This window comes from Streptomyces humidus, from assembly GCF_014649655.1.
GTDB classification, from domain to species: Bacteria; Actinomycetota; Actinomycetes; order Streptomycetales; family Streptomycetaceae; genus Streptomyces; species Streptomyces humidus.
In genome coordinates this window covers 40728-64942 of the sequence record NZ_BMTL01000012.1, presented here as the reverse complement: position 1 = coordinate 64942, position 24215 = coordinate 40728, and the positions used below count along the sequence as shown (strand labels likewise).

Below are 24215 nucleotides of genomic sequence, written 5' to 3'. Positions count from 1 at the left end.
GCCCGGCCCGGGCTCAGTCGGCGATGTCGTCGTAGCCCTCGATGTCGCGCGGGTCGCGGGAGCCGGGGCCGACGTAGCGGGCCGACGGGCGGACCAGGCGTCCGGTGCGCTTCTGCTCGAGGATGTGCGCCGACCAGCCGGCCGTGCGGGCGCAGGTGAACATCGACGTGAACATGTGGGCGGGGACCTCGGCGAAGTCGAGCACGATGGCCGCCCAGAACTCGACGTTCGTCGCCAGGACCCGGTCCGGGCGGCGGGCGTGGAGTTCGGCGAGGGCCGCCTTCTCCAGAGCCTCGGCCACCTCGAAGCGCGGGGCGCCCAGCTCGCGGGCGGTGCGGCGCAGCACGCGCGCGCGGGGGTCCTCGGCCCGGTAGACGCGGTGGCCGAAGCCCATGAGGCGCTCGCCCTTGTCGAGGGCCTGCCGGACGTAGGCGTCCGCGTCGCCGGTGCGCTCGATCTCCTCGATCATGCCGAGGACCCGGGACGGGGCGCCGCCGTGCAGGGGGCCCGACATGGCGCCCACCGCGCCGGAGAGGGCGGCGGCGACGTCGGCGCCGGTGGAGGCGATGACCCGCGCGGTGAACGTGGAGGCGTTCATGCCGTGCTCGGCCGCGGACGTCCAGTAGGCGTCGACCGCCTTCACGTGCTTGGGGTCGGGCTCGCCGCGCCAGCGGATCATGAACCGCTCGACGACGGACCGGGCTTTGTCGATCTCCCGCTGGGGGACCATCGGGGTGCCCTGACCGCGCGCGGACTGGGCGACGTAGGAGAGGGCCATGACGGCGGCGCGGGCGAGGTCCGCGCGGGCCTGCTCGGCATCGATGTCGAGGAGGGGCCTGAGGCCCCAGACGGGCGCGAGCATGGCGAGCGCGGACTGCACGTCGACGCGGATGTCGCCGGAGTGGACGGGGATCGGGAACGGCTCGGCGGGCGGCAGGCCGGGGTTGAAGGCTCCGTCGACGAGCAGGCCCCAGACGTTGCCGAAGGAGACGTGGCCGACCAGGTCCTCGATGTCGACGCCCCGGTACCGCAGGGCGCCGCCCTCCTTGTCGGGTTCGGCGATCTCCGTCTCGAACGCGACGACTCCTTCGAGTCCGGGTACGAAGTCGGACATCGGGCGGCTCCTCGTGTTGTGGACGACGGGACGGGCGGGCGACAGCGGGCGCGGGACGGACGACGCCGGTGGTTCCGCGGTCCTCGGAAGGACTCGCGGTCCTGGGCGGTCGGTCATCACACTGATGCCCCGTGGGGCGGGCGGCCACCCTGCGGGGACGGCATCTGCACCATATCCCCGAGTGCCACCTTTGGGGAGTGGTTGCGGCACTCAGTGCCACCCGATGTGCCGTCCCGGGCGGGTGAACCGCGCCGGCGTGCCATGCGGCAAGATGGCCGGGTGACCGACGCAGACGCCGTCTTGCCCGGGTCCTTCCCCGACCCGGCCGCCATGCGCAAGCAGTACCGGGCCGAGGGGCTCTCCGAGGCCGGTCTGGCCGCCACGCCCGTGGAGCAGTTCGCCCGCTGGTTCCAGGACGCGGCCGTGGAGGCCCATCTCTTCGAGCCGAACGCCATGGTCGTCGCCACCGCGGACGCCGAGGGCCGGCCCAGCTCACGCACGGTGCTGCTGAAGCACTTCGACGAGCAGGGCTTCGTCTTCTACACCAACTACGAGTCCCGCAAGGCGCGCGACCTCGCCGAGAACCCGTACGTCTCGCTGCTCTTCCCCTGGCATCCGATGGCCCGCCAGGTCGTCGTGCGGGGCGTGGCCCGGCGCACCGGGCGCGACGAGACGGCCGCCTACTTCCGCGCCCGGCCGCACGGCTCGCAGCTCGGCGCGTGGGCCAGCGCCCAGTCCTCGGTGATCGCCACGCGGGCCGACCTCGACGCCTCGTACGCCGAGCTGGCGGCCCGCTACCCGGAGGGCGAGCAGGTGCCGGTGCCGCCGCACTGGGGCGGTTTCCGGGTCGCGCCGCAGTCGGTGGAGTTCTGGCAGGGCCGTCTGAACCGGCTGCACGACCGGTTGCGGTACGTGGCGGAGCCCGACGGGAGCTGGCGGGTGGAGCGGCTCAGCCCCTGAGCGGCCGGCCATGGCCCGCCGGCCCGTTCAGCCGCCGGCCCGGCCCGTTCAGCCGCCGGCCCGGACCGTTCAGCCGCCGGCCCGGACCGGTTCAGCTGCCGAGCGGTACGGATCCCTGCGCGGCCCGCGGCTCCCGAGCGGCCCTGGAGCCTGAACCGACCCGTGTCCTCGAGCGGTCCACGAGCCGGGAGCGGTCCAGGAGGGCCGAGCCGTCCGGGAGGGCCGAGCCGTCAAGTGGCCCCAAACGGTCCGGCAGCCCTGAGCGGTCCGGCAGCCCCGGGGCGTCCTTGAGCCGGGAGCCGTCCGGGAGGCTCGGGGGGTGGGCTCCTCGTCGGCGGCGTCCCTCAGCGCAGCTTCTCGTCCAAGAGGCCGGCCCACTGCGCCACCACGCGTTCACGGCGGGCCCCGTCATCGGTGAGGAGGTTGGCGAGGCCGAGGCCGCGGGCCATGTCGAGCAGGCCCTGGACGCTCTCGCGGACCCCGGGCACGGACTCGTCGGCGCCCAGCAGTTCCACGGCGATCCGGTGGGTCTCGCGGCCGACGCGGGCCTCCAGTTCCGTCACCCGGGGGCGCAGCTGCTCCTCGTTGGAGGCGGCGACCCACAGGTGGAGGGCGGCTCGGAACATGGGTCCGGTGTAGAGGTCCACGAGGGCGGCGACGACCGCGGTGCGGTCGCCCCCCGCGCCCTGGGGGAACAGGGCGCGCAGCGCGCGGGAGCGCTCCTCGGCGACGTATTCGACGGCCGCGGTGAACAGGTCCTCGCGGGTGGGGAAGTGGTGCTGGGCGGCGCCGCGGGAGACGCCTGCGCGTTCGGCGACGACGGAGACCGTGGAGCCCGCCCAGCCGTGCTCGGCGAGACAGGACACGGCGGCTTCCAGGAGCCGCTGCCGGGTGGCCCGGCTGCGGTCCTGCTTGGGGAGGCGGTCGCGGTCGACTGCGCTCACAGCACCCATGCGGGATCCCGTCGTTCGAGGAAGGCCGTCATCCCCTCGCGGGCCTGCGCGGTGGAGAACAGCCGCGCCGAGAGCGCGGTGAGATCGGCGGCGTCCCGGTCGAATGTCTCCAGCACCCTAGCTGTGAGCAGCCGTTTCGTCTCCGCCAAGCCCTGGGGGGCGGATCTGCGCAGGCCCTCCAGGACGGGCGCGAGCACGGCGTCGACGTCGTCGCCGTGCTCGGTGAGCAGGCCGGTCCGGGCCGCCTCGGAGGCGTCGAAGCGCTCGCCGGTGAGGTAGTAGCGGGCGAGGGCGCGCGGGTCGGTGCGCGGGAGCAGCGGCAGCGAGATCACGGCCGGGGCCACCCCGATGCGCACCTCGGTGAAGGCGAAGGTCGAGCCGGTGGCGGCGGCCGTGATGTCGCAGGCGGCCAGCAGGCCCAGGCCGCCCGCACGGACGTGGCCGGCGACGCGGGCGACGACCGGCTTGGGCAGCTCGACGATCTGCCGCAGCAGCGCCACGAACGCGTCGGGGTCGGGCGGGTCGCGCAGGTCGGCGCCCGCGCAGAACGTGCCGCCGGTGTGGGTGAGGACGACGGCGCGCACGTCGGTGTCCTCGGCGCACTCGGCGAGCGATGCGGCCAGCCGTGTGACGAGCGCCGAGGACAGGGCGTTGCGGGTGGCGGGCGAGTCGAGGCTGAGCGTCTGGACGCCCCGCTCGCGGGCGCGTCCGACCGGGGAGGTGTCCGCCGTCGTCACGCGCCCTCCCGCAGCAGGCGGCGCAGGATCTTGCCGGACGCGGCGCGCGGTACCGCGTCGACGAAGGTGACGTGGCGGACGCGTTTGTAGGGGGCGACGCGTTCGGCGACGAACATGGCGACCTCTCCTTCGGACAGGGCGGGCGCGGTGGCCTGGCGGACCACGTAGGCGTGGGGGACCTCGTTGCCGTCGTCGTTGTAGACGCCGACGACGGCGGCGTCCGCTATGCCGGGGTGGGTGAGCAGCAGCGCCTCCAGTTCGGCCGGGGCGACCTGGAAGCCCTTGTACTTGATGAGTTCCTTGACGCGGTCGACGACGAACAGCCAGCCGTCGGCGTCGACCCGCCCGACGTCGCCGGTGTGCAGCCAGCCGTCGGCGTCGATCATGGCGGCGGTGGCGTCGGGGCGGCCGAGATAGCCCTTCATGACCTGGGGGCCGCGGATCAGGATCTCGCCCGCCTCGCCGACGTCGAGGTCACGGTCGGGGTCGTCGAGGGCGACGATCCGCATCTCGGTGCCGGCGATGAGCCTGCCGACGGTGCCCGCGGGGGCCTCGCGCAGCGCGTCCAGGGGGACGACGTGGGTGCCCGGGGACAGTTCCGTCATGCCGTAGGCCTGGCCGACGGGCGGCAGGTTCAGGCGTTTCGCGCAGGCCTCGGCGAGGCCCGCGTCCAGCGGCGCGGCCGCGCTGAGGACGTAGCGCAGGGACGACAGGTCGTACTGATCGACGGCCGGATGCCTGGCGAGGGCGAGGACGATCGGCGGGGCCACGTACAGGGCGGTGATGCGGTGGTTCTGGACGGCCGCGAGGAACGTCTCCAGGTCGAAGCGAGGCAGGACGACGACCGTGGCGCCCTGCCGCAGCGGCGCGTTCATCAGGGCGGTCAGGCCGTAGATGTGGAAGAAGGGCAGCACGGCGAGGATGCGTTCGCCGGGGCCGGTGGAAGCCACCGACCGGAGCTGGTCGAGGTTGGTGGCGATCTGGCGGTGGGTGAGCATCACGCCCTTGGGGACGCCGGTGGTGCCGGAGGAGTACGGCAGGGCCGCCACGTCCTGCGCCGGGTCGATGTCCACCCGGGGCTCGGGGGCGTCCGAGGCGAGCATGTCGGTCAGCGAGCGGTGTCCGGTTGCGCTGTCGCAGACGAGGATCTCCTCGACGCCGCCCGCGAGTTCGGCCGCTCGCCGGGCGGCCGGCAGCAGGGGGGACACGGTGACGATCCAGCGGGCGGCGCTGTCGCCGAGCTGTTTGGCGAACTCCTCGGCGGTGGCGAGCGGGTGGACGGTGGTGACCGTGGCGCCCGCGCGCGTCGCCGCGTAGAAGGCGAGGGGGAACGCGATGGTGTTGGGACTGTGCAGGGCCAGCACATCGCCCTTGCGGACCCCCGCCTCGGCGAGCGCGGCCGCGACCCGGCGGTGGAAGCGGTCCACCTGGTCGTAGGTGAGGGTGGTGCCGTCCGTGCCGTCGACGAGCGCGGGAAGCTCGCCGAACTCGGCGGCGCCGCCCAGCACGGCGTCGTGGATGGGCAGGTCGACCGGTGGGACGTCTTCGTACGGGCTGCGGAACACGGTTCCTCCTGGCACGGCGAAGGTGCGGCCTAGTACGACTTGGGCAGACCCAGGGTCTGGTGGGAGACGTAGTTGAGAATCATCTCCCGGCTCACCGGGGCGATGCGGGCCACGCGGGAGGCCGTTATCAGCCGGGCGAGCCCGAACTCGCGCGTGAGGCCGTTGCCGCCGAGGGTGTGCACGGCCTGGTCGACCGCCTTCACACAGGCCTCCCCGGCCGCGTACTTCGCCATGTTGGCGGCCTCGCCCGCGCCGACGTCGTCCCCCGCGTCGTACAGGCGGGCCGCCTTCTGCGTCATCAGCCGGGCCAGTTCGAGCTCGATGTGGGCCTGCGCGAGGGGGTGCGCGATGGCCTGGTGAGCGCCGATCGGCGTCTTCCAGACGGTGCGTTCGCGCGCGTACTCGACGGCTCGCCCGAGGGCGTGGCGGCCCATCCCGATCGCGAAGGCCGCCGTCATGACGCGCTCGGGGTTGAGGCCGGCGAACAGTTGCAGCAGGCCCGCGTCCTCTCCCCCACCGACGAGCGCCTCGGCGGGGAGCCGGACGTCGTCCAGGACCAGCTCGAACTGCCGCTCCACACTGTGCAGTTCCATGTCGATGGCGCGGCGGGTGAAGCCGGGCGCGTCCCTCGGGACGATGAACAGGCAGGGCTTGAGGCGGCCGGTGCGGGCGTCCTCGGTGCGGCTGACGATGAGGGTGGCGTCGGCGATGTCGACGCCGGAGACGAAGACCTTGCGGCCGGTCAGCAGCCAGTCGCCGCTCGCACCGTCGCGGCGGGCGGTGGTGGTGATGCGGTGGCTGTTGGAGCCGGCGTCGGGCTCGGTGATGCCGAACGCCATGAGGCGGCTGCCGTCGGCCATCGCGGGCAGCCATTCCTGCTTCTGGGCGTCCGTGCCGAAGCGGGCGATGACCGTGCCACAGATCGCCGGGGAGACGATCATCATCAGCAGCGGGTTGCCGGCGGCTCCCAGCTCTTCGCAGATCAGGGACAGTTCGGTGATCCCGCCGCCTCCGCCGCCGTACGCCTCCGGCAGGTTGACGCCGATGTAGCCGAGCTTGGCGGCCTCCTGCCACAGGGCGCGGTGGTCGACGTCGTGGGGGCGGCTCTTCGCGAACGCCGACACCGCTGCTCGCAGTGCCTTGTGCTCGTCGGACTCGATGAGGGTGGTCACGGTGGCTCCTTCGTCTGCCGGCTCGTCGTGGCTGGTCCCGCTCACGCGGTGGAACCGCGTCTCGATGCGGTCGCGCTCCCTGCTCGTCAGCCGCTCTCCACCACTGCCAGGAGCGTGCCGACCTCTACTTGCTGTCCCTGCGTCACGTGCAACGCCGTCACCGTCCCGTCCGCCGGGGCCGCGATGACGTGTTGCATCTTCATCGCTTCGAGCCAGAGGAGCGGTTCACCGGCCCGGACACCCGATCCGGTGACGAGGCCGTCCGCGAGCTTGACGACCGTGCCCGGCATCGGCGCCAGCAGGGAGCCCGGCGCGTGCTGGGCCTGCGGGTCGGGGAAGCGGGGCAGGACGGTCAGGGCGTCGGCGCCGACGTGGACGCGGTCGCCGTGGCGGGCCACCTCGAAGCGGCGCCGTACGCCGTCGATCTCCAGGACGACCAGGTCGGCGGCGGCCGACACCACCTGGACGCCCTCGGCCGCGAGGCCGGTGCGGGTGTGCCGGTAGCGCACCTCGGTCTCCTGGCCCGCGACCGCGTACCGCTTCGTCTGCGGCTGGGACGGCAGGTTGCGCCAGCCGCCGACGCCCCGGCGCGCGACGGTGTCCGCCGCCTCGGCGAGAGCCGCCGCGAGCGGGGCGTACGGGTCGGGGGCCGGCTCGGTCAGCTCGGCGAGGTGACGGCCGTAGAAACCGGTGTCCATGCGGGCCGAGGCGAACTCCTCGTGGCGCAGGGAGCGCACGAGGAGTTCGCGGTTGGTGACCGGGCCGTGGACCGCCGACCGCTCCAGCGCGCCCGCGAGTCTGCGGATCGCCTCTGCGCGCGTGGGGGCGTGGGCGACGACCTTGGCGAGCATGGGGTCGTAGTGGACGCCGATCTCGTCGCCGTCGGCGAAGCCGGTGTCCAGGCGGACGCCGTCCGGGACGGCCAGCCGGTGCAGGACACCGGTCTGCGGGGTCCAGTCGGCCGCCGGGTCCTCGGCGTAGAGGCGGGCCTCGACGGCGTGACCGCGCGCGGGCGGCGGCTCGGCGGGCAGGGCCGCGCCCTCGGCGATCCTCAGCTGCTCTGCCACCAGGTCGAGGCCGAAGACCGCCTCGGTGACGGGGTGCTCGACCTGGAGGCGGGTGTTCATCTCCAGGAAGTGCGCCCGGCCGTCGGCGACGAGGAACTCGACGGTGCCCGCGCCGACGTAGTCCACGGCGCGCGCGGCGCGCACGGCCAGGGTGCGCAGCCGCTCGGCGACGTCGTCCGGCAGTCCGGGCGCGGGCGCCTCCTCGACGACCTTCTGGTGCCGTCGCTGCAGCGAGCAGTCCCGGGTGCCCAGAGCCCACACCGTGCCGTGCGTGTCGGCGAGGATCTGGACCTCGACGTGGCGGCCGTTCTCGACGTACGGCTCGACGAACACCTCGCCGTCGCCGAAGGCGCTCGCGGCCTCGGCGCGGGCGCCGTCCAGGGCGGCGCCCAGCTCCTCCAGACGGCGCACGACGCGCATCCCGCGCCCTCCGCCGCCCGCGGCCGCCTTCACCAGCACCGGCAGCTCGGCCTCCGTCACCTCGTCCGGGGCCAGGGGCGCGAGGCCCATGAGCCGCTTGGCGCGGGTCTTGGACGCCATCGCCTCGATCGCCTCGGGCGGCGGCCCGATCCAGACCAGGCCCGCGTCCAGGACGGCACGTGCGAAACCGGCGTTCTCGGAGAGGAATCCGTAGCCGGGGTGCACGGCGTCCGCGCCCGCCGCGACGGCGGCCTTCACCACGAGGTCGCCGCGCAGATAGGACTCCGCGGGCGTGGAGCCGGGCAGCCGCACGGCCGCGTCGGCCACCCGCGTGTGGAGCGCGCCGGCGTCGGCGTCCGAGTGCACGGCGACGGTGCGAATGCCCGCCTCGCGGCAGGTCCGGAAGACACGGCAGGCGATCTCGCCGCGATTGGCCACCAGAACGGAAGTAATCATGTCCCTCACATCCGGAAGACGCCGAAGCCGCCGCGGGCGCCCTCGTACGGGGCCGTGTGGACGGCCGACAGGCACAGGCCGAGCACGGTGCGGGTGTCGCGCGGGTCGATGACGCCGTCGTCGTAGAGCCGGCCCGAGAGGAACATCGGCAGCGACTCGGACTCGATCTGCTGCTCCACCATGGCGCGCAGGGCGGCGTCGGCGTCGTCGTCGTAGAGCCGGCCCTTCGCGGCCGCCGACTGCCGGGCGACGATGGACAGGACCCCGGCGAGCTGCTGCGGACCCATCACGGCCGACTTGGCGCTCGGCCAGGCGAAGAGGAACCGGGGGTCGTAGGCGCGCCCGCACATGCCGTAGTGGCCGGCGCCGTACGACGCGCCCATGAGCACGGACAGATGCGGGACCCTCGAGTTGGAGACCGCGTTGATCATCATCGCGCCGTGCTTGATGATGCCGCCCTGCTCGTACTCCTTGCCGACCATGTAGCCGGTGGTGTTGTGCAGGAAGAGCAGCGGGATGTCGCGCTGGTTGGCGAGCTGGATGAACTGGGCGGCCTTCTGGGACTCCGCGCTGAAGAGCACGCCCTGGGCGTTGGCCAGGATCCCGACGGGGTAGCCGTGCAGGGCGGCCCAGCCGGTGACGAGGCTCGTCCCGTACAGGGGCTTGAACTCGTCGAAGTCGGAGCCGTCGACGATCCGGGCGATCACCTCGCGCGGGTCGAAGGGGGTGCGCAGGTCGCCGGGGACGATGCCCAGGAGCTCCTCCTCGTCATACTTCGGAGGGACGGCCGGGCCGGGATCCGGGTACGCCTTGCGGTGGTTGAGACGGGCCACCACGCGGCGCGCCTGGCGCAGGGCGTCGTGTTCGTCGACGGCGAAGTGGTCGGCGAGACCCGACACGCGCGCGTGCATCTCCGCACCGCCCAGCGACTCGTCGTCGCTCTCCTCGCCGGTGGCCATCTTCACAAGCGGCGGGCCGCCCAGGAACACCTTCGCCCGTTCCTTGACCATGATCACGTGGTCGGACATGCCGGGGATGTACGCGCCTCCCGCGGTCGAGTTGCCGAACACCACGGCGACGGTCGGGACGCCCGCGGCGGAGAGCCGGGTCAGGTCGCGGAAGACGGCCCCGCCCGGGATGAAGATCTCCTTCTGCGAGGGCAGGTCGGCCCCGCCGGACTCCACCAGGCTGATGAAGGGCAGCCGGTTGGCCAGGGCGATGTCGTCGGCGCGCAGGGCTTTCTTCAGCGACCAGGGGTTGCTGGCGCCCCCGCGCACGGTCGGGTCGTTCGCGGTGATCAGGCACTCGACGCCCTCGACGACGCCGATGCCGGTGACCAGGGACGCGCCCACCGTGTAATCGCTGCCCCAGGCGGCCAGCGGCGACAGTTCGAGGAACGGGGTGTCGGGGTCGAGGAGCAGCTCGATGCGCTCACGGGCGAGGAGCTTGCCGCGGGCGCGGTGCCGGGAGAAGTACTTCTCCCCGCCCCCCGCCAGCGCCTTCGCGTGCTCGGCGTCGAGGCCGGCGAGCTTGGCGAGCATGGCCTCGCGGTGTGCGCGGTAGTCGGGGCCGTGGACGTCCAGGGCGGACGTGATGACCGTCAAAGCAAGGCCTCCGGGATGTCCAGGCAGCGGGAGCGCAGCCATTCGCCGAGCGCTTTCGCCTGCGGGTCGAAGCGGTGCTGGGCGGCGACGCCGGCGCCGAGGAGGCCCTCGACGACGAAGTTCACGGCGCGCAGGCGGGGCAGGACGTGGCGGGTGACGGCCAGCGTCCGGGTCTCCGGGAGGAGCTGCCGGAACCGCTCGACGGTCAGCTCGTGGGCGAGCCAGCGCCAGGACTCGTCGGTGCGGGCCCACACCCCCACGTTGGCGTCGGAGCCCTTGTCGCCGCTGCGGGCGCCGGCGACGAGCCCGAGAGGCGCGCGGCGCACCGGTCCCGGGGGCAGCGGCTCCGGCAGGTCCGGCGCCGCCGTCGGTTCGAGCGGGCGGGTGCCGGCGGGCGGCGGGACCGGGATACGACGTCCGTCGTCGAGTACGGCGACGTGCTCGACGTCCTCCTGCGGCACGTACGCGGCCTCGAACACCCCGTACGGGGCCCCCTTCCCGGGCGGGGCGAGCACATGGAAGCCGGGATAGCCGGCGAGGGCCAGTTCGATCGCCGCCCCGCTCAACGCACGCCCCACGAGAGCCTGTTCAGGATCACGGACGACGAGCCGCAGCAGCGCGCTCGCCGTCTCCTCGGTGTCGGCGTCCGGCCGGTCGGTGCGGACCAGCTCCCAGCGGACCTCGGCAGGGCGGGACTTGGCGAACGCGTCCGCCATCTGCTCCTGCACGAGCGCGGCCTTGGCCTCGATGTCGAGACCGGTGAGCACGAAGACGATCTCGTTGCGGAAGCCGCCGAGACGGGTGCGGCCGACCTTGAGGTCCGGGGGCGGGGCCTCGCCGCGCACGCCGTGGATCCGCACCCGGTCGGGGCCGTCCTGGGCGAGCCGCACCGTGTCCAGGCGGGCGGTGACGTCGGGCCCGGCGTACCGGGCGCCGGCGGTCTCGTACAGGAGCTGCGCGGTCACCGTGCCGACGTCGACGAAGCCGCCCGTCCCGGGGTGCTTGGTGATGACGCAGCTGCCGTCCTCGTGGATCTCGGCGAGGGGGAAGCCGGGCCGTCGCAGGTCGCGGCCGCCCCCGAGAGGGCCGCCGCCCTCGGCGAAGAAGGCGTAGTTGCCGCCGGTGGCCTGCGTCCCGCACTCCAGGACGTGACCGGCGACGACCGCGCCCGCGAGCCGGTCGTACTGCGCCGGCTCCCAGCCGAAGCGGGCGACGGCGGGACCGGTCACGAGGGCCGCGTCGGTGACCCGTCCGGCGACGACGACGTCCGCGCCCTCGCGCAGACACGCGGCGATGCCGAAGCCGCCGAGGTAGGCGTGGGCGGTGAGGCTGCCGGGGTACCGGGGCCCAAGGTCGTCGCCCTCGACGTGCGCGACGCGGACCGGGATGCCGAGCCGGTCCGCCAACTGCCGTACGGCGTCGGCGAGTCCGGCCGGATTGAGGCCGCCCGCGTTGGTGACGATCCGCACGCCCCGCTCGTGGGCGAGGCCGAGGGACTCCTCCAGCTGGCGCAGGAAGGTGCGGGCGTACCCGGCGGCGGGGTCCTTGAGCCGGTCGCGCCCGAGGATGAGCATGGTCAGCTCGGCGAGGTAGTCGCCGGTGAGGACGTCGAGTTCGCCGCCGGTGAGCATCTCGCGCAGGGCGTCGAAGCGGTCGCCGTAGAAGCCGGAGGCGTTGCCGACGCGGAGCACGCTCACGACGCGACTCCCTTCGGCGGGCGGCCGGCGCCGGGCGGCCCGGCGAAGGCCTGGGCGACGTCCAGCCAGCGGTCGGCGTCGGCGCCCTCGGCGCGCAGGGCGAGGTCGGCGCGGTGGGCGCGCTGGGTGACCAGCAGGCAGAAGTCGAGAGCGGGGCCGGTGACGCGGTCCGTGGCGTCCTCCGGGCCGTAGGTCCACGACTCGCCGGAGGGGCTGCGCAGTTCGACGCGGAACTCCTCGAACGGCGTGGGCAGTCCGTGCACGCCGAAGGCGAAGTCACGGGTGCGCACGCCGAGACGGACGATGTGCCGGAGCCGATCGGTGGGCACGGGGACCGTGCCCAGCGCCTCCGCCACGTCCAGGCCGTGCGCCCAGGTCTCCATGAGCCGGGCGGTGGCCATCGAGGCGACGGCCATGGGCGGTCCGTACCAGGGGAAACGCGCTCCCGCCGGGGCCGCCCGCAGGGCCTCGTCCAGTGCCCGGCGTCCGGCCCGCCAGTCGGCGAGGAGCTGGGCGGGCGGTTTCGCCGCACCCTCCTCGGCGCCGTTGTCGACGAAGTCTCCGGGCGCGGCCAGCGCCTTCTCGACCTCACGGGCGAACGCGTCCTGGTCGGTCACGGCCAGCACGGAGGAGTGGTCGGTCCAGGCGAGATGCGCGATCTGGTGGGCGACGGTCCAGCCGGGGGCGGGGGTGGGAAGCCTCCATTGCTCCGGTCCCAACTCGGCTGTCAGCCGGTCGAGTTCGTCGCTTTCGGCGCGGAGGTCGTCGAGCACGGGGGTCGGGTCGGCCATGGGGTGGAGCATGGCAGCGAGCGAGGAAACAATCAAGCATGCTTGCATGAATTGACGCGATGCCCGTTTCCGCCGGGCCGCACGGGGGGGGGTGGGGATGGGGGCGGGGGCCGGAGCGGGGACGGACCGGCGCGGGGCAACGGGGGGGGGCGGGAGTGGGGACGGGCCGGCGGGAAGCGGGAGCGGGCGGGAAGCGGGAGCGGGAGCGGGAGCGGGCGGGCGGGCGGTGACGCCCCGGGGAGGGCGGCGGCTCACGTCAGGCCGCCGCCGGGCATGCCTCGGACCTTCCGCGAGCCCGCCACAACCCCCGGCAGGCACGCCAGGACGCCACCCCGCAGGCCCGCCTCGACGCCACCCCACAGGCATGCCTCGGAGCGACCGGCAGGCACGCCTCGGAGCGGCGAGCGGGCAGGCCTCGGAGCCCCGGAGGGCCCGCTCACACCTCGGGGACCGCCGTCTTCGGGCGACCCACCTGCGTGCGGACCGCGCCCATGCTCGCGGCGACGACCAGAGCGATCGCGGCCGCCTGGATCGCGGTCAGGGCCTGGTCGAGGACGAGGAAGCCCGCCGTGGCGGCGACGGCCGGTTCCAGGCTCATCAGGACCGCGAAGGTGGAGGCGGGCAGGCGGCGCAGGGCGAGGAGTTCGAGGGTGTACGGCAGGACGGAGGAGAGCAGGGCGACCGCTGCGCCCAGGCCCAGCGTGACCGGGTCGGCCAGTTTCGCGCCCGACTCGACGAGACCCAGGGGAAGGAAGAGCAGCGCGCCCACCGCCATCGCCAGGGCCAGCCCGTCCGCCTTCGGGAAACGGCGGCCGGTGCGGGCGCTGAAGACGATGTAGGCCGCCCACATCACGCCCGCCCCCAGCGCGAACGCGACGCCCGCCAGGTCGAGATCGCCGCCGAACCCTCCGCCGTGGCCGCCACCCCCGCTGAGCAGGAAGACGCCCACCAGGGCCAGGCCCGCCCACACCAGGTTCAGGGCCCGGCGCGAGACGACGACCGACAGCGTGAGGGGACCGAGGACCTCCAGCGTCACCGCCGCGCCCAGCGGGATGCGGTCCAGCGCCTGGTAGAACAGGCCGTTCATCGCGGCCAGCGTGCCGCCGAAGACCACGACCGTGCCCCAGTCGGCACGGGAGTGGCCGCGCAGCCGCGGCCGGCAGAACACGAGCAGGACCACCGCCGCGACCAGCAGCCGCAGCGCCACCACGCCCAGCGCGCCCGCCCTGGGCATCAGCGTCACCGCCAGCGCGCCGCCGAACTGCACCGAGATCCCGCCGGCGAGCACCAGGCCCACCGGGCCGAGGGCACCCAGTCGGCCGGGGGCGTCGGCGGCACCCACGGCCGGGGCGGCGGAGGAGAGCTGGGGGGTGGCGGCGGTGCCGGGGGCAGTCACGGGCGGTCCTGGGGCTCGGCGCGGGGTGCGTACATCACGCTGCACTGTCGAGTCCAGGGTAGTGGACCAGGTCAGGTGTGTGAACCCGTTATGCCACTGTCTCGGGCTGTGAGACGTCGGGGGCGGGCAGGTACGCGTCCCGCTGCCCGTGCGGATGTCAGGTCCGCGCCCGGTCCGCCGAGTCCCCCGACGGGTCGCCCGACGGGTCGTCCGCCGGGTCGTCCGCCGGACCCGCCGCCGGCCCTGCCTCCAGACCCGCCGCCAGCACCTCCGCGAGGTGGCTCCCCCGCACCCCCGCCAGCTGTTCCAGCTGCGTGCGGCAGGAGAATCCGTCCGCCAGGACCACAGCACCCTGCGGGGCGTCCCGCACGGCCGGCAGGAGCTGCTCCTCCGCGCAGGCCGCCGACACCTGGAAGCGGCCTCTCCCGAAGCCGAAGTCACCGGCCAGGCCGCAGCACCCGCCGCTCAGTTCACCGGTGAGTCCCGCGGCCTCGCGCAGCCGCCGCTCGGCCGCGTCGCCCAGCACCGCGTGCTGGTGACAGTGGGTCTGGCCGACCACCGGACGGTCCAGCCGGGGCGGCATCCAGGCGGGGGCGTACCGCTCCAGGGCCTCCGCGAAGGTGAGGACGCGGGCGGCGAGACGACCCGCGCGCGGGTCGTCGTGCAGCAGCTCCGGCAGGTCGGTGCGCAGGGCCGCCGCACAGCTCGGCTCCAGGACGACGACCGGGGCGGCCGTCTCCAGCACCGGCTCCATCAGGTCGAGTGTGCGGCGCAGCACCCCGCGCGCGTGGTCGAGCTGGCCGGTGGAGACGTACGTCAGCCCGCAGCAGACCCGCCCCCGGCGCGCCGTGAGCAGCGCGACCGCGCTCCGCGACCGGCCGTCGCCCACCGGACGGCCCCGCGTCCGCAGGGTCGGCGGCAGCGTCACCCGCAGTCCCGCCGCCTCCAGCACCCGGACGGCCGCCCGGCCCACGAACGGCGAGAGGTGCTCGGTGAAGGTGTCGGGCCACAGCACCACCAGCTCACCGCCCGCCGCGCCCCCGGAGGCGGACCGGGCGGCGGAGTCGGAGGCGGGCCCGGCCGCCGCTTCGGAGGCGAGCCCGACCGCAGGGTCGGCGGGAAGCCCGGCCGCAGGGTCGGCGGGGAGCCGGAGGGCCGCGTCACGGGTGCGCCACCAATCGGTGAACGTCTGCCGGGCCAGTCGCGGGAGGTCGCGTTCCGCCGCGATCCCGCCCAGCCGCTTGACGACGCCCGCCAACGGGCCGACCGCGGCGAGCGCGTTGACGACGGCGGCCGCCCGCAACCGGCTCGCCCAGCGCAGCCACACCGGCAGCCGGCCCATGCTGTAGTGCGCGGCGGGACGCCGTCGCCCCTGGTAGTGGTGGTGCAGGAACTCCGCCTTGTAGGTGGCCATGTCGACCTCGACCGGGCAGTCGGAGCGGCAGCCCTTGCAGGACAGGCACAGGTCCAGGGCGTCGCGGACCTCCGTGGAGCGCCAGCCGTCGGTCACCAGCTCACCGGCCAGCATCTCGTGCAGCAGACGGGCCCGCCCGCGCGTGGAGTGCTCCTCCCGGCCCGTGACACGGAACGACGGGCACATCACCCCCGCCCCGGACGCCGTCGTCGTACGGCACTTGGCGACTCCCACGCACCGCCGCACGGCCGCCGAGAAGTCGCCCCCGTCGGACGGGTACCCGAAGACCACGTCCACCGGCTCGCGTGGGAGGACGGAGAAGCGCAGGCCGGAGTCGAGGGGCGCGGGCCGCACCAGCATCCCCGGGTTGAGCAGGCCGTCCGGGTCCCAGACGTCCTTCGCCCGTTCGAACAGCGCGACCATGTCCGGCCCGTACATCCGCGGCAGCAGCTCGGCCCTGGCCTGCCCGTCTCCGTGTTCGCCGGAGAGCGAGCCGCCGTGCGCCACGACCAGATCGGCCACCTCCTCGGAGAAGCGGCGGAAGCGGCCGATGCCGGCCGGCGTCAGCAGGTCGAAGTCGATGCGGACGTGGATGCAGCCGTCCCCGAAGTGCCCGTAGGGGGCGCCGCGCAGACCGTGCTGCGCGAGCAGCCCCCGGAAGTCGCGCAGGTACGCGCCGAGCCGGGCCGGCGGCACCGCGCAGTCCTCCCAGCCGGGCCAGGCCTCGGAAGCCCCCGCGACCCCGGACAGCGGCGAAGGACCCCCGGGCAGCCGCGAGCGGCCCCCGGAGGGCTGGGAGATATCCCCGGGGGGCTGGGAGAGGTCCCCCGGGATCCGGGTCGCCGTGCCGCTCGCGTCCTCCCGGATCCCCCACAGCATCCGCTGCGCCGCCGGGTCCGTCACCACCCGGGCGTCCACGACGTCCGCCGCGCGCACGATCGTCCGCGCACGCGCGCGTGCCTCGTCCGGCGACGCGCCGCCCGTCTCGACGAACAGCCAGGCGCCGCCGCGCGGCAGCCCGGCCGTCCCCGGCGGCACCAGGTCGGCCGCCATGCCCTCCACGGTGAGCGGCCCGAACGGCAGCAGCCCGGCCGCCGCGTCGGCGGCGGCGCCCTCGTCCGCGTAGCCGAGCACCGCGAGCGCACGCGCGCGTGGCGCCTCGACGAGCCGTACGACGGCCTCCGTCAGCACGCCCAGGGTGCCTTCGCCGCCGCAGAAGGAGCGGGCGACGTCCGCGCCGTTCTCCGGCAGCAGCGCGTCCAGCGCGTACCCCGAGATACGGCGGGGCAGCTCGGGCCAACCGGTCCGCAGCAGGGCGAGCTGTCCGTCCACCAGGGCGCGCAGCCCGTCCGGCGCCCCCGCCCAGCCCTGCCCCGGCCGCAGCAGCCGCCCGCGCGCGGTGACGACCCGCAGCTCGCGCACGCTGTCCGCGGTCGTGCCCCAGGCCACCGAGTGGGAGCCGCAGGAGTTGTTGCCGATCATCCCGCCGAGCGTGCACCGGCTGTGGGTGGAGGGGTCGGGTCCGAAGCGCAGCCCGTGCGGGGCGGCCGCCTCCTGGAGCCGGTCGAGCACCAGCCCCGGCTGCACGACCGCGGTCCGCGTGTCCGGGTCGAGCGAGACCAGCCGGTTCATGTGCCGGGTGAAGTCCAGCACCACCCCGATCCCCGTGGCCTGTCCGGCGACCGACGTCCCGCCGCCCCGCGCGACCACCGGCGTCCCGTGCTCGCGGCACACCTCCAGCACGGCCGTCACGTCGTCCTCGTCGCGCGGGGCGACGACCCCGAGCGGGACCCGGCGGTAGTTGGACGCGTCCATCGTGGTGAGCGCGCGGGAGGTCGCGTCGAACGCGACCTCGCCCCGGACGACCTTGCGCAGAGCGGCCTCGAGATCCGTCATGGCTTCAGCAAACCAGCACGCGACCGCGCCCACAGCCCGCCGGCCCCCCACCCCGGCCACCCCCGGCCGCACCCACGACCCCCGAGACCCCACCCCCCACACCACCCGACCGCACCCACAACCCCCCAGGCCCCCGCCCCGGACGGCGACACGAACCCGTCTCACCGGACGGACGAGGTTTCGCCCGTGTTTCCCCCACCGGCTAACCTCGCTTCCGTGGCTGAGATCCGGATTCCTGCTGACATCAAGCCCGCCGACGGTCGATTCGGCGCTGGCCCCTCCAAGGTGCGGGTGGAGGCGCTGGACGCCCTGGCCGCCACCGGCACGTCCCTGCTCGGCACCTCCCACCGCCAGGCCCCGGTGAAGAACCTGGTCGGCAAGGTGCGCGAGGGCATCTCCGAGCTGTTCTCCCTCCCCGAGGGCTACGAGGTCGTCCTCGGCAACGGCGGCTCCACCGCGTTCTGGGACATCGCGACCCACGGTCTGATCGAGAACAGGTCGCAGCACCTCACGTTCGGCGAGTTCAGCTCCAAGTTCGCCAAGGCCGCCAAGCTCGCCCCCTGGCTGGCCGAGCCCACCGTGATCTCCTCCGACCCCGGCACGCACCCCGAGCCGGCGGCCGAGGCGGGCGTCGACGTCTACGCGTTCACCCACAACGAGACCTCCACCGGCGTAGCCGCCCCGATCAAGCGGGTCCAGGGCGCCGACGAGGGCGCGCTGGTCCTGGTCGACGCGACCTCCGGCGCCGGCGGCCTCCCGGTGGACATCGCCGAGACCGACGTCTACTACTTCGCCCCGCAGAAGTCCTTCGCCTCCGACGGCGGTCTGTGGATCGGCGTGTTCTCCCCGGCCGCGATCGAGCGCGCCGAGCGGATCCACGCGTCCGGCCGGCACGTCCCGGAGTTCTTCAGCCTGCCGACGGCGATCGACAACTCCCGCAAGAACCAGACGTACAACACCCCGGCCCTCGCCACCCTCTTCCTGCTCGACCAGCAGCTCGAGTGGATCAACGGCCAGGGCGGTCTGGACTGGTCGGTGCGCCGCACCGCCACCTCCGCGCGCACGCTCTACGGCTGGGCCGAGGACGTCAAGTACGCGAACCCGTTCGTCGCCGACCCGGCCAAGCGCTCCCAGGTCATCGGCACGATCGACTTCACCGACGACGTGGACGCGGCCGCCGTCGCCAAGGTGCTTCGCGCCAACGGCGTCGTCGACACCGAGCCCTACCGCAAGCTCGGCCGCAACCAGCTGCGCGTCGCGATGTTCCCGGCGATCGACCCGGCGGACGTCGAGGCGCTCACGAAGTGCGTCGACTACGTGATCGAGAACCTGTAGCCGCCTCCCGTACGGGTACCGGAACGGGCACTCGCACGGGTGCGGACGAGAGCGCGATCACGAGTGCGAGTACGACTACGAAGACGAGTACCGGCACGAAGACGAAGGGCGCCCGGCGACACCGGGCGCCCTTCCTCATGCAGCCGTGTCCCGCACCCGACCGGCCGTGCCCCGCCCGCACCCGCGACGAGTGCCCCGCACCCGGGCGGGAACCGCACGCGGCCGCGCGGCGCACGCCGCCGGCCGGCTCACGTCGCCGTGCAGCTCACGCTGGGCGCCGCCCCGCCGCCGGGCGCGCCCCCGAGGCCGAAGGTCGTCGAACCGCCGGCCGGGACCGTGCCGTTGTGGGCCGCGTTCACCGCGGTCACGGTGGCCCCGCTCTGGGTGTACGAGGCGTTCCACATGTTCGTGATCTGCTGCGAGCCGCTCCAGGTCCAGCTCACCTTCCACGAACCGAGCGCGGTCGTCCCGGTGTTGGTCACCTTCACCTCGGCGTTGAAGCCGCCGCCCCAGTCGCTGCCGACGGTGTAGGTGGCGGAGCAGGCGGCCGTGCCACCGCCGCCACCACCGCCGCCGCCTCCGCCGCCACCGCCGCCGCTCGGGAAGCCCGGCGCCTTGACGCTCGCCAGGTACCCGTCCTTCACCGTGTCGACGGACTGCCAGTCGTCCTTCAGGATCCCGCCGGTGTCACCGGAGTTGGGGTTCCAGGACCAGAAGGTCCAGTGGAAGGAGTCCGCGCCGTACGTCGAGGTCGGCCGCAGGTAGCTCACCAGGGCCGCCAGCCACTTCTGGTCCACCGTGGACTGCAGCGTCGTGCCGAACTCGCCCACCCACACGGGGGCGATGTTCTGCTTGAAGATGTAGCCCCAGTACTTGTCCCAGATCCCCGGCATGTTGGCGGGGAACGACGGGTCGCTGAACCAGCTCTGCTGGGCGACGCTCGTCGCGTAGTCGTGGGCCGAGTACACGACCCGGTTCGCCACACTCAGCTGCACCGGGTACTGGCCGACGCCCATCAGGTTGCCGCCCCACCAGCCGGAGACGCCGTTGAAGGTCTGCACGCCCTCGACGAAGATCAGCAGGCTCGGGTTGACGGACAGGACCGCGTTGCCGGCGCGCTGCGCGGCGAGCCGCCAGTCCGTCGCCGTGTCCCCGCACCCCCAACAGGCGGGATCGTGCGGCTCGTTGTGGAGGTCGATGCCGACGACGGCGTCCTGCCCCAGGTAACGGGAGGTGATCGCCTTGAGGTTGGCGATCCAGGTCGACTCGGGGACGGCGGCCGTGTACCAGAGCGCCGACTGCCCGCCCGAGTCCGGGCGGTGCCGGTCGAGGATGACCTTCAGACCGTCCTGGCCGGCGTACGCGACGAGCTTGTCCAGGACCTGGAGGGAGTTGAGACCCTGGAGGTCGGCGTTCTTGCCGCTGGAGAAGTCGATGCTGTTGGGGACGGCCCCGGACTTGAAGATGTCGTCGCTGTACGGGATGCGGAGCGTGTTGTAGCCCAGCGACTTCATCTGGTCGATCATGCTCTTGTAGTCGCGGGACCAGAGGCCGTGCACGACTTGGTTGGAGGTCTCGAAGCCGAACCAGTTGATCCCGGCGATCCGGACCGGCTGCCCGGCGGCGTCGAGGATCTGCCGGCCGCTGGTGTGCCAGTAACCGGCGCCGGCGCCGGCCGCGACGGCGCCGGCCGCATGGGCCGCGTCGGCCGCGTGGGCCGCCTGCGCGCTGGCGCCCAGGGGTATCAGGAGCGCGGCGGCGACAGCGCACAGCACTCTTCGCAAGCTGCGGAACATCTCGCTGCTTCCTCTCGGAGACGCGGCCCCGGAACGAATGGGAGCGCTCCCACTCACCGCGTACCCCCCAGGTAACTGACCTACCATGGCCACGTCAAGGAGTACGGCAGCGGCGGCTCCCGTGCGGGGGGCGCCCGCGGACGGTCCCGCTCAGCCGCGCCGCCGCAGCCGGCGGAGACCGAAGAAGACGGCGCACACCGCGACGACGGCGAGCGCGCCGACCTTGACGCCACCCGTCGCCGCGCTCCCGCCGTCGTCACCGGAGGCACTGGAACTCCCGCCCCCGGAAGGTGACTTGGACCCGGACGAGGCCCCCTCGGGCGCGTCCTCGGCCGCCACGGAACTCCCGGCCCCCTCGGAGCCGTACATGATCCTGGTGCCGTCGGCCGAGTAGCTGACGGACTCGCCCTGCCGTTGCAGCGGCACGTCGAGCCGGCCCTCCCGTTCGATCTTCCCGCCGTTCCAGGCGTAGGAGATGCCTCCGAAGTAGCCGCGGACGGCGATCCGGGAGCCGTCCGGGGAGAAGGCGGCGTCGGTGGCCCACAGGTCGACGGCGGCGATCGGCCGGAAGACGTTCGCCCCGGAGACGGAGAGCTTCGCCGGGCCCTCGTAGAGGTGCCCGCCGTCCTCCTTCTTGTCGATGATGTAGACGCGCCCGGTCCTGGGGTGCACCAGGAGCGACTCGGCGTCGCGGGGGCCGTCGGAGTACTTCACGACGTACTGCGTGGCCTTCACGGTCTGGTCGACGAGCTTCTTCGGCTCGGGCAGCCGGTATATCCACACGTACTTCCAGGTGCCGCCCAGGTTGTCGCCGATGTCGCCGACCCAGATCTCGTTGCCCGGGCCGATGGAGATCGCCTCGACGTCGCGCGGGGTCCCCACCCCGGCGAGGGCGATCCGGGCGACCGTCTTCCCCGTCGCGCTGTCGACGGCGTACAGGTAGGGGCCGTCGTCGGAGTCGTTGTGGGTCCAGTAGACGCCGGGGTGCAGGCGCGAGGCGGCGAGGCCGCTGGACTCGGTGATGCGCGGGTCCTCGATGGTGAACCCCTTGTCGCCGTCGGCCGCGGACGCGGGGATCGCGGCGGGTCCGGTGAGCTGGGCGAAGGCCCCCGAGAAGAGGACTCCGCCCAGCAGGGCTCCGGCTCGGACGGCGAAAGGTCGGCGCATGCCCCCAAGCCTGCCATCCCGCACGGCGGTTCAGCGGTCCGTGGCCGGTCTCACACGCTCCCGGCCACGGTGATCCGCTCCGGATCCCCCATCATGAGCGGATGCTCAGGTTCATGCCCGTAGGCGACTCGATGACGATCGGCAGCTCGGGCGAGCACACCTGGCGCTACCGCCTGTGGCGCCACCTGTGCGCTACGTACGGCGGCCCGTTCACCCTGGTCGGCCCCCGCGAGACGCTCTACGACAAGACGGCCGAGGCTCCCACGTCGTACGCCTACGCCGACCCCGACTTCCCCCGCGGCCACCTGGCGGGCTGGGGCGAGGGCTGGCAGCAGATGACCCCGCTGATCCGCGAGGCGGTGCGCACCACGCGGGCGGACGTCCTGCTGGTCTCCCTGGGCCTGATCGACCTCGGCTTCTACACGAACGCGGAGCAGACGGCGGCGAACGCGCGCGCCTTCGTCGCCGAGGCCCGCGCGGCGAACCCCCGGATCGCCATGGTGTGGCTCCCGGTCATCCACAACATCAGGGCGGCGAACGACGAGCCCTTCGCCGCCCAGGTCGCCCGCTTCAACGAGCTGCTCGCGAAGGCGGCCGCCGACCTGGACGAACGCAGCTCGCCCGTCCTCCTGGCCTCGATCCCCCCGGCGTGGGACATCGACACCGACACCTACGACGGCACCCACCCCAACGCGAGCGGCGAACACCGGCTGGCGGAGGCCTTCGCGGAGGCGATGCACCAGGGATGGGAGCTGGGCGGGGAGTACGCCGGCTGAGGACCGCCCACCGCGCTTGCCTCTGACATATGCGCGCTGCCCCGTGTCCCGTCGCCGTCCGTATCGTTGTACCGCGCGGTGGCACTCGACGAGCGGGTGCGGCCGGGGAGGAGCGCCAAGATGACCGTCCTCGAAGACAGGATCACGATGGCCGAGAGCGACAACACGATCACGCTCGACGAGATGTTCGAGCGGCTCGAGACGATGCCCGTCCCCGAGGGATACAAGGTCGAGATCGTCGAGGGGACCGTCTACATGTCGCCGCAGCGGGACACCCACTGGGAGATCATCGCGGACATCTACGAGCAGCTGCGGACCAAGTATCCGCGCAAGCGCGTGAAGTCCGACGTGCGCATCGACTACCCGGGGCACCTGAACGGGTTCGCGACCGACGTGACGGTGATGGCCGAGAGCGCCGCCAAGTCGCAGGACGGCCGCTGGAGCCACGAGGACGTCGAGTTCGTCGCCGAGGTGATCTCCAAGGGCACCGCCGCCAACGACTACGGCCCCAAGATGACCGCCTACGCGACCGCCGAGGTTCCGGTCTACCTGATCGCCGATCCCTACCAGCGCCGGTGCCACGTCTACACACAGCCCAAGAACGGCGAGTACGTCACCGAGACGAAGGTCGACTTCGGCTACGACGTCGACCTCACCGGCACGGTGGTCGGTCTCACCCTCAAGACCGACGAGTTCCCCCGCGACTGACCGGCCGCCCCCGCCCCCCCCTTGCATCGAGCGCACTCCAAGCCGTTGGCTTGTGCTCCATGAAGTACACGCAGCTCGGACGTACCGGACTCAAGGTCAGCCGCCTCGTCCTCGGCACCATGAACTTCGGCCCGCAGACCGACGAGACCGACAGCCACGCGATCATGGACGCGGCGCTCGGTGCGGGCATCAACTTTCTCGACACGGCCAACGTGTACGGCTGGGGTGTGAACAAGGGCCGCACCGAGGAGATCATCGGCAGCTGGTTCGCCAAGGGCGGCGGGCGTCGCGACCAGGTGGTCCTCGCCACGAAGGTGTACGGCAACATGGCCGCCGACGGGGACGCCTGGCCCAACCACGACAAGCTCTCCGCGCTGAACATCCGGCGGGCCGTCGACGCGAGCCTGAAGCGGCTCGGCACCGACCACATCGACCTCTACCAGTTCCACCACATCGACCGCAGCACTCCCTTCGAGGAGATCTGGCAGGCCATCGACGTACTGGTCCAGCAGGGCAAGATCCTCTACGCCGGATCGTCCAACTTCCCCGGCTACAAGATCGCCCAGGCCAACGAGACCGCCGCCCGCCGCGGCGGCGCCCTCGGGCTCGTCAGCGAGCAGTGCCTGTACAACCTGGCCGAACGGCGCGCTGAGATGGAGGTCATCCCGGCCGCGCAGGACTACGGCCTCGGGGTCATCCCCTGGTCGCCGCTGCACGGCGGGCTGCTCGGCGGGGTCATCAGGAAGCAGGCCGAGGGCGGCCGCCGCGCCTCCGGACGGGCCGCCGACGCCCTCGCCGACCCCAAGACCCGGGCCCGGATCCAGGCCTACGAGGACCTCCTCGACAAGCACGGGGTCGAGCCCGGCGAGGCCGCCCTGGCCTGGCTGCTCACCCGGCCCGGCGTGACCGGCCCCATCGTCGGCCCGCGCACGACCGAGCAGCTCGAGTCGGCGCTGCGCGCGGTCGAGCTGGAGCTGGGCGAGGAGCTGCTCGCCGGTCTGGACGAGGTCTTCCCCGGCCCGGGGCCCGCCCCGGAGGCCTTCGCCTGGTAGCGGCGAGCCCCTGACACGGAGCCGCCCGCCACCAGGGCAAGCGCCGCGACAGGCACCGTCCGCCCACCAGGGCAGGCGCCGCGGCGGAGGTCGGTCCGACAGCCTGGTCCGACAGCCTGCGCTATCTGCCGACCGCCGC

18 protein-coding genes are annotated in these 24215 nt (G+C 73.5%); 5 read left to right on the top strand and 13 right to left on the bottom strand.

The features are described from left to right. Positions 1–13 precede the first annotated feature (13 nt). Complete coding sequence (locus tag IE239_RS16055) at positions 14–1114, bottom strand: citrate synthase 2 (RefSeq protein WP_190150000.1); 1101 nt, start codon at positions 1112–1114, stop codon at positions 14–16. A gap of 261 nt (positions 1115–1375) precedes the next feature. Here IE239_RS16055 and pdxH point away from each other — a divergent pair, with 261 nt between their 5' ends. Next, positions 1376–2074, top strand: coding sequence for a pyridoxamine 5'-phosphate oxidase (gene pdxH / locus IE239_RS16050; protein ID WP_190149999.1), 699 nt, complete (start codon positions 1376–1378; stop codon positions 2072–2074). A 344-nt stretch (positions 2075–2418) separates the two neighbouring features. On the opposite strand, the gene IE239_RS16045 is transcribed toward pdxH, so the two are convergent. The 10 genes from IE239_RS16045 to IE239_RS16000 form a co-directional block, all read right to left on the bottom strand. Next, complete coding sequence (locus tag IE239_RS16045) at positions 2419–3027, bottom strand: TetR/AcrR family transcriptional regulator (protein WP_190149998.1); 609 nt, start codon at positions 3025–3027, stop codon at positions 2419–2421. After that, positions 3015–3764 carry an enoyl-CoA hydratase family protein gene (locus IE239_RS16040; RefSeq protein ID WP_190149997.1) on the bottom strand — a complete coding sequence of 250 codons (750 nt, stop codon included), beginning with the start codon at positions 3762–3764 and terminating at the stop codon, positions 3015–3017. Before IE239_RS16040 ends, IE239_RS16045 begins: the two co-directional genes overlap by 13 nt. Beyond that, entirely contained in the window at positions 3761–5329 is a 1569-nt protein-coding gene (locus IE239_RS16035; protein ID WP_190149996.1) for a 4-coumarate--CoA ligase family protein, read from the bottom strand. Before IE239_RS16035 ends, IE239_RS16040 begins: the two co-directional genes overlap by 4 nt. Positions 5330–5358: 29 nt before the next feature. Next, positions 5359–6501 carry an acyl-CoA dehydrogenase family protein gene (locus IE239_RS16030; RefSeq protein ID WP_190149995.1) on the bottom strand — a complete coding sequence of 381 codons (1143 nt, stop codon included), beginning with the start codon at positions 6499–6501 and terminating at the stop codon, positions 5359–5361. An 86-nt stretch (positions 6502–6587) separates the two neighbouring features. Further along, positions 6588–8444, bottom strand: coding sequence for an acetyl/propionyl/methylcrotonyl-CoA carboxylase subunit alpha (locus IE239_RS16025; RefSeq protein ID WP_190149994.1), 1857 nt, complete (start codon positions 8442–8444; stop codon positions 6588–6590). Positions 8445–8449: 5 nt separating this feature from the next. Further along, complete coding sequence (locus IE239_RS16020; RefSeq protein WP_373308106.1) at positions 8450–10090, bottom strand: acyl-CoA carboxylase subunit beta; 1641 nt, start codon at positions 10088–10090, stop codon at positions 8450–8452. After that, the gene (locus IE239_RS16015) at positions 10045–11745 is read right to left on the bottom strand and encodes an acyclic terpene utilization AtuA family protein (RefSeq protein WP_190149992.1); all 1701 of its coding nucleotides are present in this window, start codon (positions 11743–11745) and stop codon (positions 10045–10047) included. The genes IE239_RS16020 and IE239_RS16015 overlap by 46 nt, the downstream gene beginning before the upstream one ends. After that, positions 11742–12536, bottom strand: coding sequence for a TIGR03084 family metal-binding protein (locus IE239_RS16010; protein WP_190149991.1), 795 nt, complete (start codon positions 12534–12536; stop codon positions 11742–11744). The genes IE239_RS16015 and IE239_RS16010 overlap by 4 nt, the downstream gene beginning before the upstream one ends. A 436-nt stretch (positions 12537–12972) precedes the next feature. Further along, positions 12973–13932, bottom strand: coding sequence for an EamA family transporter (locus IE239_RS16005; RefSeq protein ID WP_190149990.1), 960 nt, complete (start codon positions 13930–13932; stop codon positions 12973–12975). A 157-nt stretch (positions 13933–14089) separates the two neighbouring features. After that, positions 14090–17242 carry an FAD-binding and (Fe-S)-binding domain-containing protein gene (locus IE239_RS16000; protein WP_229878112.1) on the bottom strand — a complete coding sequence of 1051 codons (3153 nt, stop codon included), beginning with the start codon at positions 17240–17242 and terminating at the stop codon, positions 14090–14092. Positions 17243–17458: 216 nt separating this feature from the next. On the opposite strand from IE239_RS16000, the gene serC reads away from it, so the two are divergent. Beyond that, a complete protein-coding gene (serC, locus tag IE239_RS15995; protein ID WP_190149989.1) occupies positions 17459–18577 on the top strand; it encodes a phosphoserine transaminase in 1119 nt (372 codons plus the stop codon). Between the two features lie 248 nt (positions 18578–18825). Here serC and IE239_RS15990 read toward each other — a convergent pair whose 3' ends face one another. Together IE239_RS15990 and IE239_RS15985 are read right to left on the bottom strand one after the other, a co-directional pair. Continuing rightward, positions 18826–20373, bottom strand: a complete 1548-nt coding sequence (locus IE239_RS15990) for a cellulase family glycosylhydrolase (protein WP_190149988.1) — start codon at positions 20371–20373, stop codon at positions 18826–18828. 150 nt (positions 20374–20523) lie between these two features. Next, entirely contained in the window at positions 20524–21540 is a 1017-nt protein-coding gene (locus IE239_RS15985; RefSeq protein WP_190149987.1) for a TolB-like translocation protein, read from the bottom strand. A 101-nt stretch (positions 21541–21641) separates the two neighbouring features. Here IE239_RS15985 and IE239_RS15980 point away from each other — a divergent pair, with 101 nt between their 5' ends. The 3 genes from IE239_RS15980 to IE239_RS15970 all read left to right on the top strand — a co-directional run bounded on the left by IE239_RS15980 (position 21642) and on the right by IE239_RS15970 (position 24076). Then, positions 21642–22316, top strand: a complete 675-nt coding sequence (locus IE239_RS15980; protein ID WP_190149986.1) for an SGNH/GDSL hydrolase family protein — start codon at positions 21642–21644, stop codon at positions 22314–22316. Positions 22317–22436: 120 nt separating this feature from the next. Continuing rightward, complete coding sequence (locus IE239_RS15975) at positions 22437–23024, top strand: Uma2 family endonuclease (RefSeq protein WP_190149985.1); 588 nt, start codon at positions 22437–22439, stop codon at positions 23022–23024. Between the two features lie 59 nt (positions 23025–23083). Next, positions 23084–24076, top strand: a complete 993-nt coding sequence (locus tag IE239_RS15970) for an aldo/keto reductase (RefSeq protein ID WP_190149984.1) — start codon at positions 23084–23086, stop codon at positions 24074–24076. The last annotated feature ends 139 nt before the right edge of the window (positions 24077–24215 follow it).